Annotated in this window: 19 protein-coding genes; 6 read left to right on the forward strand and 13 right to left on the reverse strand. The window is 52.2% G+C overall.

Features of this window, described 5'->3' with window-relative positions; genetic code table 11:
• Window positions 1-51: 51 nt before the first annotated feature.
• Both J4772_RS08335 and J4772_RS08340 read right to left on the reverse strand, forming a co-directional pair.
• Window positions 52-375 (reverse strand): hypothetical protein, encoded by a 324-nt coding sequence (locus J4772_RS08335; RefSeq protein WP_209074859.1) that lies wholly within the window; start codon window positions 373-375, stop codon window positions 52-54.
• A 150-nt stretch (window positions 376-525) separates the two neighbouring features.
• Window positions 526-669, reverse strand: coding sequence for a hypothetical protein (locus J4772_RS08340; protein WP_209074860.1), 144 nt, complete (start codon window positions 667-669; stop codon window positions 526-528).
• Between the two features lie 137 nt (window positions 670-806).
• Between J4772_RS08340 and J4772_RS08345 the strand changes: the two genes are divergently transcribed.
• Both J4772_RS08345 and J4772_RS08350 read left to right on the forward strand, forming a co-directional pair.
• Window positions 807-1,436, forward strand: a complete 630-nt coding sequence (locus J4772_RS08345) for a YfbR-like 5'-deoxynucleotidase (RefSeq protein WP_116062643.1) — start codon at window positions 807-809, stop codon at window positions 1,434-1,436.
• A gap of 152 nt (window positions 1,437-1,588) precedes the next feature.
• Window positions 1,589-1,801, forward strand: a complete 213-nt coding sequence (locus J4772_RS08350) for a hypothetical protein (protein ID WP_209074861.1) — start codon at window positions 1,589-1,591, stop codon at window positions 1,799-1,801.
• A gap of 2 nt (window positions 1,802-1,803) precedes the next feature.
• Here J4772_RS08350 and J4772_RS08355 read toward each other — a convergent pair whose 3' ends face one another.
• The 5 genes from J4772_RS08355 to J4772_RS08375 all read right to left on the reverse strand — a co-directional run bounded on the left by J4772_RS08355 (window position 1,804) and on the right by J4772_RS08375 (window position 6,294).
• Window positions 1,804-3,006, reverse strand: coding sequence for an MFS transporter (locus J4772_RS08355; RefSeq protein WP_256442688.1), 1,203 nt, complete (start codon window positions 3,004-3,006; stop codon window positions 1,804-1,806).
• 467 nt (window positions 3,007-3,473) lie between these two features.
• A complete protein-coding gene (gene rplT, locus J4772_RS08360) occupies window positions 3,474-3,833 on the reverse strand; it encodes a 50S ribosomal protein L20 (RefSeq protein WP_116062642.1) in 360 nt (119 codons plus the stop codon).
• 158 nt (window positions 3,834-3,991) lie between these two features.
• The gene (rpmI, locus tag J4772_RS08365; RefSeq protein WP_094045461.1) at window positions 3,992-4,192 is read right to left on the reverse strand and encodes a 50S ribosomal protein L35; all 201 of its coding nucleotides are present in this window, start codon (window positions 4,190-4,192) and stop codon (window positions 3,992-3,994) included.
• A 16-nt stretch (window positions 4,193-4,208) separates the two neighbouring features.
• Window positions 4,209-4,703, reverse strand: a complete 495-nt coding sequence (infC, locus tag J4772_RS08370) for a translation initiation factor IF-3 (protein ID WP_116062641.1) — start codon at window positions 4,701-4,703, stop codon at window positions 4,209-4,211.
• 352 nt (window positions 4,704-5,055) lie between these two features.
• Complete coding sequence (locus tag J4772_RS08375) at window positions 5,056-6,294, reverse strand: glycosyltransferase family 2 protein (RefSeq protein WP_116062640.1); 1,239 nt, start codon at window positions 6,292-6,294, stop codon at window positions 5,056-5,058.
• 383 nt (window positions 6,295-6,677) lie between these two features.
• On the opposite strand from J4772_RS08375, the gene J4772_RS08380 reads away from it, so the two are divergent.
• Window positions 6,678-7,202, forward strand: a complete 525-nt coding sequence (locus J4772_RS08380) for a phosphatase PAP2 family protein (RefSeq protein ID WP_116062639.1) — start codon at window positions 6,678-6,680, stop codon at window positions 7,200-7,202.
• 296 nt (window positions 7,203-7,498) lie between these two features.
• Here J4772_RS08380 and trmB read toward each other — a convergent pair whose 3' ends face one another.
• A complete protein-coding gene (gene trmB / locus J4772_RS08385) occupies window positions 7,499-8,209 on the reverse strand; it encodes a tRNA (guanosine(46)-N7)-methyltransferase TrmB (RefSeq protein ID WP_209074862.1) in 711 nt (236 codons plus the stop codon).
• A 136-nt stretch (window positions 8,210-8,345) separates the two neighbouring features.
• On the opposite strand from trmB, the gene J4772_RS08390 reads away from it, so the two are divergent.
• Entirely contained in the window at window positions 8,346-8,759 is a 414-nt protein-coding gene (locus J4772_RS08390) for a cupredoxin domain-containing protein (RefSeq protein ID WP_116062637.1), read from the forward strand.
• A 70-nt stretch (window positions 8,760-8,829) separates the two neighbouring features.
• Here the strand turns inward: J4772_RS08390 and J4772_RS08395 are convergent, their stop codons facing one another.
• Entirely contained in the window at window positions 8,830-9,471 is a 642-nt protein-coding gene (locus J4772_RS08395) for a phosphatase PAP2 family protein (RefSeq protein WP_209074863.1), read from the reverse strand.
• 87 nt (window positions 9,472-9,558) lie between these two features.
• Between J4772_RS08395 and J4772_RS08400 the strand changes: the two genes are divergently transcribed.
• Window positions 9,559-9,918 carry a hypothetical protein gene (locus J4772_RS08400; protein ID WP_116062635.1) on the forward strand — a complete coding sequence of 120 codons (360 nt, stop codon included), beginning with the start codon at window positions 9,559-9,561 and terminating at the stop codon, window positions 9,916-9,918.
• Between the two features lie 104 nt (window positions 9,919-10,022).
• Window positions 10,023-10,823 (forward strand): YitT family protein, encoded by an 801-nt coding sequence (locus J4772_RS08405; protein ID WP_209074864.1) that lies wholly within the window; start codon window positions 10,023-10,025, stop codon window positions 10,821-10,823.
• Window positions 10,824-11,055: 232 nt separating this feature from the next.
• On the opposite strand, the gene J4772_RS08410 is transcribed toward J4772_RS08405, so the two are convergent.
• From J4772_RS08410 to J4772_RS08425, 4 genes are all read right to left on the reverse strand, one after another.
• The gene (locus tag J4772_RS08410) at window positions 11,056-11,736 is read right to left on the reverse strand and encodes a hypothetical protein (RefSeq protein ID WP_209074865.1); all 681 of its coding nucleotides are present in this window, start codon (window positions 11,734-11,736) and stop codon (window positions 11,056-11,058) included.
• Entirely contained in the window at window positions 11,733-12,626 is an 894-nt protein-coding gene (locus tag J4772_RS08415; protein WP_116062632.1) for an ABC transporter ATP-binding protein, read from the reverse strand. Before J4772_RS08415 ends, J4772_RS08410 begins: the two co-directional genes overlap by 4 nt.
• On the reverse strand, window positions 12,623-12,994 hold the full coding sequence (locus J4772_RS08420; RefSeq protein ID WP_209074866.1) for a GntR family transcriptional regulator: 372 nt from the start codon (window positions 12,992-12,994) through the stop codon (window positions 12,623-12,625). The genes J4772_RS08415 and J4772_RS08420 overlap by 4 nt, the downstream gene beginning before the upstream one ends.
• Before the next feature lie 206 nt (window positions 12,995-13,200).
• The gene (locus J4772_RS08425; RefSeq protein ID WP_116062628.1) at window positions 13,201-13,386 is read right to left on the reverse strand and encodes a hypothetical protein; all 186 of its coding nucleotides are present in this window, start codon (window positions 13,384-13,386) and stop codon (window positions 13,201-13,203) included.
• Between the last annotated feature and the right edge of the window lie 247 nt (window positions 13,387-13,633).

A 13,633-nucleotide genomic window follows, 5' to 3' on the forward strand; every position in this document is an offset into this window, starting at 1 on the left:
ATACATACACCTTTCCTATTGTTTATCGATTACCTTTCACTTTTTTATGTCCTAATCGTGCGTAACCCGATGAGATTCAAGCTCGCCGTTCGCATCAAAGCTGAGGCGAAGCAGGCTGTCATCCACGCCAAGGCCGGCTCTTCCCAAGTAATAAACGTATTGACGAGAAGGCTCGTCCAGCTTCTGCTCGGGCTCTCCAAGCAAATCGATAATTTCCGTCTCCGTCATTCCTTTAAGCTCATACTTACCGGTCAGGCTCGACACCATACCGCTTCTTTTCTCCGGTTCTGTCATCCATGCTTTCTGATCAAATTGACGACTGCTGCAGGAGGAAAGAATCAAGAGCACGAGGCATGACAGAATGATCTTCTTCATTCGACCAGTCCCTTCTATGTATGGACAAAACAATCAAGAGGAGCAATTAACCCTTTCGCGTACGGTGCGGAGCGCTCCTGTTCCTTGTTGTCTATGTAACGAGACCAAACCGGGTAAAGTTGCAAGTCGAGACGGTATCCGAAGAAGAAGCTAGTTTTTCCTTAATTCGTTCTGGACAGCAAATACAGGAAGTACGGCGTGTACAATCCGCGACAGACGAAAATCCATGACCACCGTCTGCTGTCGCTCCGTTCCCTCCCCCAGCAGCGCCTTCACCATTTCCAGCGGCGTCATGCCGATCGCTCCGCCTTGTTTCGGCTTGATCCTCGCAGGATAAGACTTCCACGCTCCGCTTAATTCTCTCTTAACAAACCGATTGTACACTGGATGTAAAAGAACACGCCGATAATGGCAAAGGAAGGACTGATTAGATGGGAATTCATGCGTATTTTCAATCGTTAACCGATCTGGAGCGGATCATCCGCTGCCCGGGGAAATTCAAATTTCAGGAGCACAGTGTGTCGGCGCATTCCTGGAAGGTCGTGCAGTATGCGAAAACGTTGGCCGATATCGAGGAGAGCAACGGAGTCACCATCGATTGGAAAAAGCTGTACGAAATTACGAGCAGTCACGATTACGGCGAAATTTTCATCGGCGATATCAAGACGCCCGTGAAGCACTACTCGCTGGAGTTGAGGGCGATGCTGCAGCAGGTGGAGGAAGGCATGGTCGACCATTTCATCGACGAGCACATTCCCGCCGAATTCCAGCCTATTTTCCGCCGACAATTGCGCGAAGGCAAAGACGATTCGGTCGAAGGCCTGATTCTGGAAGTTGCCGACAAAATGGACCAGATCTACGAAGCCTTCTCGGAGCTCCAGTTGGGCAACACGGAGAAGGAATTCGTCACGATGTACCGGAACGCCCTGATCAAAATCAAGCAAATCAAACTTCATTGCGTCGATTACTTTCTGCGGAACATCCTCCCCGATCTCGTCAGCGAAGGCTCCCGCTCCCCGATTGACATCGCCAAAATCACAAACGAAGCGCTCGCCTCTTAAGCTAACCTCCCCTCCTTTAACGAAATCCTCCTCCTTTTCTCAACATCCGTTCCTCCCTGCTCTTTTACCCGGTTTCCCGCCCACACCACTCAAGAGAACCGCCTTCCTGCTGCTCGCAATCGCCATACTTCTCCCGTCGGGATGGCTTGCCCTTGTCGCGAGAGCCGATGACGCGCAAGCGTTTCTGCAAAACCGTCGACAGCTACGTTCGCGTGGAGAAATTTGTGGACAAAGGCGATGAGTATAAGGTTACGGCTTGGGTCAAGCTGATCGAGCCCGCCAGCGCAGGTCGGCGACGGAAGCGGCGGTCATCCTGTACCGAATTTGGAAGCTGTAAAGCATTCGGCACCGTGCCGGGGCTCTAGCTTCAAGGCGTACCGCCTTGCTGCGCCGGGTCCCGGTTGTGCTTTGCACGGAATCCGAAGCCTAGCAAGGAAAATACGAGAAACGCGGCGCCCAGAAACAGAAAAATACTGTGAATGGATACGTAACGAATGCCGTACCCGCCAAGAGTCGGGCCCATCATGCTCCCGATACTGAAGTGAATCGAGGCGATGACATTCGCCGTCGGCAGCATCGCCCGCGGCAAAATATCCGCCGCATACGCAAGGCCAAGCGTAAAGAACGAACCGACCACGCCTCCCGCAACGGCGAACAACAGAAACAAGACCGCAACCTGGCTTCCCGCCGCAGGAATTGCTAAGAATGCCAAGGCGCCCGTCAATCCGCAAACGATCAGCACGGGCTTACGCCCGATTCTGTCGCTCAGCATGCCAAGCGGAAGCTGCAGAACAAGCGAGCCGACGCCAAATGCCAACAGCAGCAGCGAGATCCAATGCCCCTCCAGCCCGATCCGCAAGCCATACAGCGGAAAGCTGCTATTCATGGAAGATTCCATCAATCCGTACAGCAAGCCCGGAATCAGCACGAACCAGGCGATTCGATAAGTCGCCATGAAGCGATTCTCCCGCGCCGCGTCCTTCTTGATCGGTTCCGGATACTCGTTTCTCAGCCGCAGCGCAAGCAGAAGCACAACTACGAAGAACGCCGATGTAGTCAGGAAAGGAACGGCTTTGCCGAGCGGCAGAAGATTGATTCCCAGCGGGCCTACGCTAAACCCGATTCCGTAAGCCATTCCGTAGAAGGAAATATATTTTCCCCGCCCCTCCGCCGGGCTTGAGCTGACGATCCACAATTGGGTCGTATAGTGAAGCGCGCTGTCTCCGACGCCGACCAGCAACCGCAGAACGAACCACACGGCCAATGATTCGGTTAACGGAAACAGAATTCCGGCCATGGACACGATCGCAATTCCCGCCACAATTACGTTTCTGTAACCGTAGCGCTTAACCGGCCGTTCTATAAAAAACATCGTGCAGAAAATTCCGATATACATCGCCGCCGAATTCAATCCGTTCATATCCGAGGAAACCCCGGAACGCTCCAGCATGATCGATAACAGCGGCAGCAGCAGCCCCTGGCTCATCCCGGCGACGACGACGGCCAAGAGCAGGACGATTAAACGATAACGAAAGGATGAATACTCCGCCGCCGCGATTGTTGATGACAAACCGATTCCCTCCTTTTCCGATCAACCGAGACGAATGTTTCCAACACACCGCAGCTCCACCGCGAGAAACCACCGATTGCCTCCCCTTGCGAGAAACCCTCGAATGCTGCTCGTGCGAAAAACTCTCGACTCCTGTCCCTTGCGATCTGCTTAAGGGGAGTTTTAGCTACAAACACCACTTTAAGTTCGTTTCCGCACCTTTCCGAGCGACCTAAAGCGGTTAACCCGCTTTATTTTCTGCAATTATCCACTTTTCAGGAAAATAAGGCGGATAACCTGCTTTATTTTCTGCGATTATCCACTTTTCAGTAAAATAAGGCGGATAACCCGCTCTCCTTCCGCTCATTTTCCCCATTTGAAAAAATTAGCGCGGATTATCCGCTTAATATGGTTTCGTCCTTCTCCCGCTGGACGCGAAAATAAAACAAGCCCCGGTCGCCCGAGGCTTGTCTGCTCTAACGCTAGAACTAAGCGTTGATTTTTTCTTTTGCTGCGCCGGCCAGCGAGTTGAACGCGCCGATGTCGTTCACGGCCAGGTCGGCAAGCATTTTGCGGTTTACTTCGATGCCGGCCAGTTTCAGGCCGTGCATCATTTTGCTGTAGCTCAGGCCGTTTTGGCGAGCTGCTGCGTTGATACGCACGATCCACAATTTGCGGAAGTTCCGCTTCGTCTGACGACGGTCGCGGTATGCGTACATCAAGGATTTCATTACTTGCTCTTTAGCTTTCTTAAACAGGCGATGTTTCGCGCCCCAGTAACCTTTAGCCAACTTCAACATTCTATTGCGACGACGGCGCGTGACGAATCCGCCTTTGACTCTTGCCATGATTCATTACCTCCCGGAAGTGTTCGATATGAGGTTCAAAAGTCCGATTTTGATCACGAAGCGATATCCCTGAAGCGGATTCGACGTCGAATCTTGAACTCAGCCGGGCTGAAAGCCGAACTTTTGAACTTGATTGGACGAAACCGCCCAATTCTGTATTATTTCAAGTTAGCGATTTGTTGTTGCATGCGGCGAACGTCGCCTTGGGCAACCAGCGGCTGCGTGCCCAGAACGCGCTTCTGACGTCCGGACTTGTGGGACAGCAAGTGGTTTTTGTAAGCTTTGAAGCGTTTCACTTTGCCCGTTCCGGTTACTTTGAAACGGTCTTTCAAGCTGCTGTGTGTTTTCATCTTAGGCATGGATAGTATCCTCCTGTCAGTGGGGTTTCGGCGCCAGAATCATAATCATGCTGCGGCCTTCCAGCTTAGGCATGCGTTCAACGATACAAATGTCGGTAACCTCGCTGGCCACTCGCTCCAGGATCTTCTGGCCAAGCCTGGCATGCGTAATTTCGCGACCGCGGAACCGCACGGAACATTTCACCTTGTCGCCGTCATTCAAAAATTTCACAACGTTGCGAAACTTCGTCTGGTAGTCGTGTTCCTCGATGTTCGCACGAAACCAAACCTCTTTAAGGTCGACGATTTTCTGATTCTTCCGAGCTTCCTTTTCCTTCTTCTGCTGCTCATAACGGAACTTGCCGTAGTCCATAATGCGGCACACCGGCGGTTTCGCCTGCGGCGCCACGTTGACTAAGTCAAGATTCGCGTCAATGGCCATCTGCATCGCTTCACGAAAAGGTTTGATTCCCAGTTGCTCGCCTTCTGAGCCGACCAGCCTGACTTCTTTCGCCCGGATTTCCTCGTTGATTTGATGATCCTTGCTAATAATGTTCCACCTCCGAAATAGTCTGCCGAACTAAAGGTTCACAAACAAAAACAAAAAATGCGAGCCGCATTCGGCCCGCATCCAGTCCTCACGTTAACGTCCATGCCGGAAAGCCGAGGCTTCCGTCGCACTTCCGTATATCGTCGGCTACGCTGAACCCGTCAGCTATAGCCGATCGGGTGAGAAGCGGGCGCTTCTGCTTGCGCGTGCTGATTAATTTGCATAAACAGTCACAACGACCACTTTACCACGCCCGCCGCAGAATGTCAACATTCCGATTTGCATTTTCCAGCTTAGCCTTGTTAGCATTCCCTTACCAAGCCATGCAAGCGGATTACATCTGTTTGCCCTGAACTTCTTCCAAGCGAATGACGCGCGTATGCTGCGTATGGCTCCACGTCTTGTTGTTCTGAGTGAAGAACGCATAGAACGCGATCGGCCACCAGGACAGGAAGAATACGGGGAACAGCAGCAGCTTCACATACATGCGCCAGTTGACCTTCTCCATCAGCATCGCGATCGGACATTGCAGATAACCGTACAGCACGATCGTGAGCGACAGTCCGAGCGGCATTTTCGCATAGATGGAAGTCAGGTGCGGGTCGCCCGGGAGCATCATATCGAACCAGAGCGCCAACGTCACAAGGAAGCCGATCAAGTAAATAAACGCGTTGAAAATATAGAGAGCGGCGTCGATCTTGACGATGCTGCCCGTACGAATCCCCTGCCACAGCAGCGGAAGCATGTACCGGCGCGACACGTCGAAGTGTCCTTGCATCCAGCGCAAGCGCTGGCGGGCCGACGCCCGGAACGTAATCGGCTTCTCGTCGTAGACGCGCGCGTCGTAATTAAATTTCGGATAGATGCCCCTCTGGATACAACGGACGGTAAACTCCAAATCTTCAACAAGACTCGTCGCTCCCCAGCCCATCTCCTTCAGCAGCTTCGTCTCAAAGCACATGCCCGTGCCGCCCAGGAAGTTGGACAGCTTCAGGTTATAGCGCGGCAGCTGCCAGAGCCGATTGCAGAACCAGTAAGTAATGCCGTTGGCGGCGCTGATCCAGGAATCGTGCGGGTTTTTCGTGTCCAGGTAGCCCTGCACGACACGGTAGCCGTTGCACAGATCCTCGTTCATATATTCCAGGAAGTTCGTCGCCACCAGGTTGTCGGCGTCGAACATGACGATCGCATCGTATTGGCGGGGATTTTTCCATAGCTCCTTCAGCATCCACTCGATCGCGAAGCCTTTGCCCCGCTCGTTCGGATTCGTTCTCTCGCAGGCGTACACGCCTTCGTAGCTGCGAACGATGTCCGCCGTACCGTCCGTGCAGTTGTCGCAGATGACGAAAATATCGAACAGCTCGCGCGGATAGTCCATTTTCAACAGGTTCTCGATCAAAGCGCCAACTACGGCTTCCTCGTTGTGTGCGGCGACGATGAGCGCGAACGACTTGGTCGGTTTGTGCGTGATCCGCTCTTTTCTTCGATACCAACCGAAAAAGGACAGAAAAATCTGATACACGCCGATGGCCGCGGCTAGCGCTTGAATCGCCAAAAGAACGTTGTTAAACATATTCAGTTGTACCCCCGATTCCCTTTTTTCTTTGTCTCTTTTTTATTTTTCTCTTTGTCTGTTTCCTCCGAAGAGGTAATCTTGATTTTGTTGCCTTTGCTCCTTTTTGTCAAAACGGGAGGATCGCCATTTTAGCGTTCTACGCGCTGCATGCCGTAATGGCGGTGAGTCAGCCGATAGCGCAACAGAAATTCCTCTTGCTCAGTACCGATTTTCATCGATTTGCTCATTTTTTCTATCTGAAGACCTAAATCTCCCCTTTGAAAGTTTACCCATCGCACTGAAATGTAAAACTAAAAAAAACTTAATACAGCCGTGACACTCGCATTGTATGCTATGCTGAGAACGGATAAGACATTCCCGCACTGAAGGAGATGGAGTCCATGAGCCGGATCTACCGCATGCTCCAGGAAGTCGAACGTCCATTATTTCTGTACGTTAACATACGATGGAACCGTTCCACACTGAACTGGCTGTTTCACGCGCTGTCGCTGATCGCCGGGGCGACGTTCAGCTTAAGCCTGTCGTTGCTGGTCGCGATTTTCGCGCCGGAGCCTTGGAGCAGCACTGGATGGCTCGCGCTCGCCTCCGTCGTGCTCAGCCATATTCCCGTCTCCATTGCCAAGAGAAGCGCTCCCCGCCTTCGGCCTTATCAGGTGTTCCCGCAAGCCAATACGAATCGCCGTCCGCTCAAGGACCCTTCCTTCCCTTCGGGGCATACGACGGCTGCGTTCGCGATGCTGACGCCTTGGATGCTGGCCGAACCGTTGCTCATTCCGACGCTGCTGCCGATCGGCATCGGCGTGGCGCTGTCGCGAGTCTATTTCGGCTTGCATTTCCCCAGCGACACGATCGTCGGTGCGCTCTTAGGAACCTCTACCGCCATGCTGCTTTCCATTTGGATTTAAAATAGCGGAGGGCTGTCTCATAAGTAAAAAAGTCGTAGGAAAGGAGGATCGATAGAGGTTGTCGTGCATGTAGCTCCTTACGATGCTATACGCTCCTGAAATTTGGAATGGTTAACCCGTGACAAGGTGATTTCAGGAACGTATGAGGCAGTCTCCAGGAGAAACATGCACTTTTTCTTGATCGATCATCTTGTACGACTCTACTTATGAGACAGCCCTTTCTCTTTGTTGGCCGGATACTCGGCTTATTCCTCTTCCGATTCGAAATCCTTGGTCGTTCCCCGGCTAAGCTGCTTCTACAGCTCGTCCGCCACGCGGCGGCGATGCTCCTCGCGAACCTTGTCGCCGATGACCGCCTCCAGACGATAGATCGGCTTGCCTTGCCCGATGAATTTGGCCTCGTACTCCGTCAGCACCAGATCTTCGCGAATGCCGCTGCGGTGCAGGTCGAGGGAGATGTTGCGCATCTGCAGTTCGACGTCGGAGAAGCTGTTCAAGGAAAATTCGAACAGGCTGAGCGAATCCGTCTTGAAATGGATTTCCCCGACCTCGTTAAGCGCCTGCTTATATTTCATCAGGAAGCGCGGATGGGTCAGCCGACGCTTGCCATGCTTCGACTTCGGCCACGGATCGCTGAAATTCAAATAGATGCGCTCCAGCTCGCCCTCCTCGAACATTTCCTCCAGAAACTCGACATTGCCTCTTACAAGCGCCAAATTCGGCACAACCTCGGAATTTCTTTCCTTTTTCCAGAACGCTCTCGCTTTCTCGCTCGCACGACTAAGCAGTTCATCGTACATGTCCATTCCGATATAGTTAATGTCCGGATTGTTGACGCTCCACCGGCTGATGAACTGGCCTTTGCCCATGCCGCATTCGATATGAATCGGTCGATCGTTGTCGAAAAATTCGTTCCAACGTCCCTTAAGCTTGCGGGGCTCGAATACGATCAAATCCGTCTGGCGTTCCAAATCTTCCTTCATGCTTTTCCTGCCGCGAAGTCTCATCTGTCCGTTATCCTCCTGCGGTCCTTAGGCCGCTCAGCGTTCAATGAATTCTATTGTGAACAAACTGCCGTCGGTTGTAAAGGGAGCAATGTGGGTATATTAACGAAAAGGAATCATAAAGGAGGCCTATTCACGAATGAACACGACTCGACGAATTATCGCTCTTGTCGCACTATCGGCGCTATTCGCGCTCGGAGCGTGCGGAGGCAACAACAACGGCGCCAACAACGCCTCTCCGTCTCCAACCGTTAGTCCGACGACTCCGGCTACCGAGGGAGCGGGGGGGACCACCCAAGACGTTACAATCAAGGCCAGCAACTGGAAGTTCGAACCGGCGGAAATCCGCGTCAAAACCGGAGATACGCTCAAGCTTACGCTGGAAAATGCGCAAGGCGCGCATGGCATCGAAATCAGCGATTTGAACGTCAAGCTCAAAAACAACGAAACCGCGGAAATTAAGCTCGACAAAGCCGGAAAGTATGAATTTCATTGCTCGATCCAGTGCGGGCAAGGACATGATTCGATGACCGGATTTATCGTTGTCGAATAGCGGCTAACCATAACAAAAGCGGAAGTCCCTGAAACCGGACTTCCGCTTTTCTTCGTGGCATCAAGTTTATTCAACTCTTCGAGGAGCTTCCCAACCAGCCGCGAAACAGCTCGATTCCGAGTCCAAGCCAGACCATGCTTGCCAAGTAGCCTGCCAGCACATCGCTCGGATAGTGAACCCCAAGGTAAATTCGGCTCAAGCCTATAGAAATTACGAGCAGTATGGCCGACACGATCAGGATCAGCCTCCCCTTCCTGCTCTTAACATGTCTCCACAGCAAAAACGCCAAAACTCCGTAAAGCGCGAATGCCGCCATCGAATGACCGCTCGGAAAGCTGTACCCCGTCTCCTCCGCCAGGCGGTGCAGCGTAGGACGCTCCCTCTGGAAAGTCGATTTGAGCACCGTGTTCAGCAGAGCGGCTCCTCCCACGGAAAAACCGAACAGCACCAGCTCTTTGCGATGTCCAAGCATCGCAGCCAATAAAATGCCTACCACCGCTACGATTACGATGACGCCTATCGTCGAACCGATCGCGCTGAGCGTCTCGGCGATTCGCGTGACCGACGGCGATTCCCACCCTTGGACAACGCCGATCACCCCGGAATCAAAGGACGACAGCTTATCTTCAATAACGAGCCAACTGACGACTATAAATAAAAGCGCAGCCAATAAGGCCCAAACGTGCGCTCTGCGATCGTGTTTCACTTTCATATGTATGCTCCTTGCTCCGGCTGAATTGAGGATGCTGCATTTTGTATGGTATCATAGGTAGAACAGGAAACGAAAGGAGGAACGGAAATGACCGCAACGATACAGCCTTTTCGCCACAAATCGTTCGTTCTGATCCTACTTGCCGCTTTCGTTCTGCTTTGTATGCCGACCGTCGCGATTGGCGACAACTTTCTAACCTCCAAAAGTTCCTCCCTCGCTCATGATGTACCTAACAGCGTCAAAGCGACCAAACGCACATCCGTTCCCTTGAACGGCAAAGTGTTCTTTACCGCTCTGCTGCTGGTCGTTTTTCACCTTCACCTTTACGTAGTTTCGCCGCATTTGCTTCCGACGGCCACAAGCGCTTCGCGCTCTCTACATTGGCCCGGCTTGCGCAAACTCCTTCTAATGCCTCTAAAGTTTACCTCAACCTACGTCCGGATATAAAATTTTTCTCAGGCTTCAGCGTATGCGCGGAAGTTTATTTGACTTGCCGCCGAAGTATAAGCAGCATTGAAAATTTTATATCGGATGAAAAGGGGAGTATCGACATGACCCACATGCGCATCTCCGTCCGGCTTGCATGGGTAACGCTTGGAGCAATTTTATCCGCGGTCGGCTTGGAGCTGTTTCTTGTCCCGCACAATATGATGATCGGAGGGGTGACCGGGGCGTCCGCCATCTTCTCTTATTTGTCGGAAATGCGTCTCGGCTTGTTCCTGTTTCTGCTTAATCTGCCGCTTATCATGTTCCGGTATCGCAAGCTGGATGCCCAGACTCGTCTGCTGACGTTTGCGGGACTTGCCGTTCTGTCGCTTAGCGCCTTCTTCCTGCACCCGGCTCCGGCCGCAATGGATCATACGCTGGCTTCGTCTGCGGCGGGCGGCATCGCCTTGGGCCTCGGTATCGGCATCGTGCTTCGTTACGGCGGTTTCCTCGACGCCGCGGACGGCTGGGCGATGACCTCGGAGGCGAAAACCCCGAGAAGAATCAGCCGTAGATACTGGTTGTTTAACGGAGCGGTTCTGTTCGCCGGCGGCTTTGTGTTCGGTTGGGATGAAGCGATGTATTCGATTATCGCCTTCCTGCTCGCCTACCGCTGCTCCGATTTTGCGCTAAGCGGCTTCTCGTTGACGCGAATGGTATGGATTACGAGCGAATGCGTGGATGAGATTCGCGAGACGCTGCAGAGCGATTACGGGAAAGAGGTTATCGTGCTGGACAACGGGGAATCGGGCGGAGAAAAAGTGATGCTGTGCACGGTAAGCCGTATGGAACAAGCAGCCGTCATTCGCCGTATTCGTTCGCTTGATCCGGATTGTTCTCTGGCTTTCCACGCGGCTCATCGATAAGACGAAGAGGCTGTCCCAATAGCAGAGTTGCTCAAGATGATCGATAAATAAGGAAGGTGTATATACCTCCCGGAGACTGCCTCATACGTTCCTGAAATTTCCCTATCGCGGGTTTCCCAATTCGAGATTTCAGGAGCGTATAGCATCGGAGGGAGGTATATACACCTTTTACCTTTATTGTCGATTATCTTTCCGAGCAACTTGACCTGCTTATGGGACAGCCTCTTGCCATTTATGTCGACGCTTTGCGGAGCAATCCGTAGGAGAGGGCGATGTAAATCAATGTGGAAACGAGCAGCCAGTTTACCAGCTCAAGTACCGAAGTGCCCATAAACCAGTCCAGAATCGGCTTCCAATTATCGAAGTAAGTGATCAGATAGAAAGCGCAGGTAAGCGCAAGCGTCAGTACGATGAACACGCCGAACAATCCGTTGCGCCCCACCTTGCGATAAATAGCGGCGACGGTAAAGCCGCAGAAAAACAAATTCATCATCACGCTGAAGAAAATCCAGATCTGCGCAAGCGGCGAACCGTCGGCAAAATACGAAATGTCAAAGAAATGCAAGCCGATGCCCCAGTGATCCGTCGCTCGCTCCACAAAGCCGATCAACAGGAGAAGAATCGCCGAGCCGACGGAGACTAGCGCGGCCGTGGCCGTTGTCCCGAAGAAATAATCCTTTCTGCGGGCTCCGAAGCTGATCAGGAACGGGAACGTCTGCCCGACGCTGACAATGCCGATAACGAGCATGTAGACGAAGATGGAAGCCAGCCCTCCCGTCTTGATCTCGTCGCCGATCAAGCTTCCGATGATGAGATTTATAATAAAGCTCGATCCCAGAATAATCCAAGGGAGTATGAGCCAGGAGAATTTATCCGTCAAGTGTGTTTTGACAATTCCCGCCACTCTGTTCATTGCGCCGCCTCCTCGTTATTGCCGTTGCTGCCGGTCATATGCACAATCATCTGCTGCAGCGATACCGGCCCGATCTCAAGCCCCTGCTCCGCTGCCAGCAGCCGCTCTTGTTTGCTAAGCTGCCCCAGCACCGTCGCCGACATCAAGCCCCCGAACGGAGAGCGATGAATTACCTTTTTGCCCGCCAGGAACGCATCTACCTTGGCCGCGCTCCCGACGACGTTGGATGCGCTGCCTCTAAGCGTCTCCGCTTCCTCGTCAAGCAACAGCTTGCCGGCGTCGATGACCAGAACGTGCTCCAGCAGTTGACTGACCTCGTCGATCAAATGCGTGGACAATATGATCGTGCGCGGGTGTTCCCCGTAATCCGCCAGCAATCTGTCGTAGAACAAATTTCTCGCGACCGCATCCAGACCGAGATAAGGCTCGTCGAAAATCGTCAACGGCGCTCTGCTCGCCAGACCGACGACGATGCCGACGGCGGAAAGCATTCCTCGCGACAGCTTCTTCATTCTGCGCTTCAGAGGCAGCCGAAAGTCCTCGACAAGCGACTGCGCAAGCTCCTTATCCCAATTCGGAAAAAACAACGGACTTACGTTCAACACGTCTTTCACCCGGAACGTCTCGGGATACTTCTGGCTTTCCTTGATAAAACAAATTTGCTTCAGCACCTTTTCGTTCTCGTAGGGCTCCTCGCCGAACACCTTCATCTCGCCGGAGGTACGGAACAGTTGCGCCGTCAGCATATGCATAATCGTCGTCTTGCCCGCACCGTTTCTGCCGAGCAGACCGTAAATTTTGCCTTCCTCCAGCTTGAAGCTGACATTATCCACCGCTTTGACTTTGCCGTAATGCTTCGACAATCCCTTTACCTCGACAATCGTCGTCATTGCTCCTTCGCCCCTCTCTTGATCATATCTGTCAGCTGCTCAGCCGTGATGCCGAGCTTATGCGCTTCTTTCACCATCGATACGACGTATTGCTCATAAAACTGCTCTTTGCGTTTGTTAACGATTATCTCTCTTACTCCTGTCGCCACGAACATCCCGATCCCTCGCTTTTTATACAAAATGCCTTGATCTACGAGCAGGTTAATCCCTTTCAAAGCCGTCGCCGGATTGATCTGGTAGAACGCCGCGAACTGGTTGATCGAGGGCACTTGGGACTCTTCCGGCAAAATCCCTTCCAGAATATCGTTCTCCACCCGCTCGGCAATCTGTACGAAGATAGGGCGGCTGTCGTCCATCGGAAATGACATATTTTCACCACCACGTTATTCAGTTAGTTACTTGTGTAATTAACTATACATGCGAGTAAGCGGACTGTCAATGGGCATTCTCCCCGAAAATGCGGCAAGGACTGTAGCGCCCTGCCCTCAGGCAGCCGTTACAGTCCAGTCAAATAAAAAAAGAGCTGATTCCCACATTATAGGAATCAACCCTTTGATTGCGTATTCCGCTTCAATTAATGCGCCTGCTTGCTCTCATCGAGATAGTGGCCCTCGATTACGTGATTCAGCTTCTTCTTGGCGGAAATCTCAATGCTATGATTATTGGGGAACTTTACTCCTGTCAGCGCCAAAACTTCCTTTACCGTCAATTCCACTTTTACCGTGTCGTCCCCTTGAGGAATCCGTATGCCTGTATTCATTGCCTTCACCTCTCCAATCGAGTTTGATCTTCGCTATCAGCTTGCCCGAATATGAGAACATGATGAGTTAGGCTGCAGAAAATGGTGCGATGTCAGGTTTTTTCATTGATTTGTCGCACTCTCAATATAACACACCATGTTAGGTATTTCAAGTTTAAAGCTGCCGTTTTCCGCCTGAATTTCAATGTTTGTTTGGAATCGAACTGCGGTCGATCAATCGGAATTCGGAATGAATGATTGCCTTCAA

It is taken from the genome of Cohnella sp. LGH (genome assembly GCF_017671885.1).
Classification (GTDB): domain Bacteria; phylum Bacillota; class Bacilli; order Paenibacillales; family Paenibacillaceae; genus Cohnella; species Cohnella phaseoli.

Coding starts and splice junctions, on each gene's coding strand:
- J4772_RS08335 (WP_209074859.1), bottom strand. CDS start 375: ATGAAGAAGATCATTCTGTCATGCCTCGTGCTCTTGATTCTTTCCTCC.
- J4772_RS08340 (WP_209074860.1), bottom strand. CDS start 669: ATGACGCCGCTGGAAATGGTGAAGGCGCTGCTGGGGGAGGGAACGGAG.
- J4772_RS08345 (WP_116062643.1), top strand. CDS start 807: ATGGGAATTCATGCGTATTTTCAATCGTTAACCGATCTGGAGCGGATC.
- rplT (WP_116062642.1), bottom strand. CDS start 3,833: ATGGCAAGAGTCAAAGGCGGATTCGTCACGCGCCGTCGTCGCAATAGA.
- rpmI (WP_094045461.1), bottom strand. CDS start 4,192: ATGCCTAAGATGAAAACACACAGCAGCTTGAAAGACCGTTTCAAAGTA.
- J4772_RS08375 (WP_116062640.1), bottom strand. CDS start 6,294: ATGTTTAACAACGTTCTTTTGGCGATTCAAGCGCTAGCCGCGGCCATC.
- J4772_RS08380 (WP_116062639.1), top strand. CDS start 6,678: ATGAGCCGGATCTACCGCATGCTCCAGGAAGTCGAACGTCCATTATTT.
- trmB (WP_209074862.1), bottom strand. CDS start 8,209: ATGAGACTTCGCGGCAGGAAAAGCATGAAGGAAGATTTGGAACGCCAG.
- J4772_RS08390 (WP_116062637.1), top strand. CDS start 8,346: ATGAACACGACTCGACGAATTATCGCTCTTGTCGCACTATCGGCGCTA.
- J4772_RS08395 (WP_209074863.1), bottom strand. CDS start 9,471: ATGAAAGTGAAACACGATCGCAGAGCGCACGTTTGGGCCTTATTGGCT.
- J4772_RS08400 (WP_116062635.1), top strand. CDS start 9,559: ATGACCGCAACGATACAGCCTTTTCGCCACAAATCGTTCGTTCTGATC.
- J4772_RS08405 (WP_209074864.1), top strand. CDS start 10,023: ATGACCCACATGCGCATCTCCGTCCGGCTTGCATGGGTAACGCTTGGA.
- J4772_RS08410 (WP_209074865.1), bottom strand. CDS start 11,736: ATGAACAGAGTGGCGGGAATTGTCAAAACACACTTGACGGATAAATTC.
- J4772_RS08415 (WP_116062632.1), bottom strand. CDS start 12,626: ATGACGACGATTGTCGAGGTAAAGGGATTGTCGAAGCATTACGGCAAA.
- J4772_RS08420 (WP_209074866.1), bottom strand. CDS start 12,994: ATGTCATTTCCGATGGACGACAGCCGCCCTATCTTCGTACAGATTGCC.
- J4772_RS08425 (WP_116062628.1), bottom strand. CDS start 13,386: ATGAATACAGGCATACGGATTCCTCAAGGGGACGACACGGTAAAAGTG.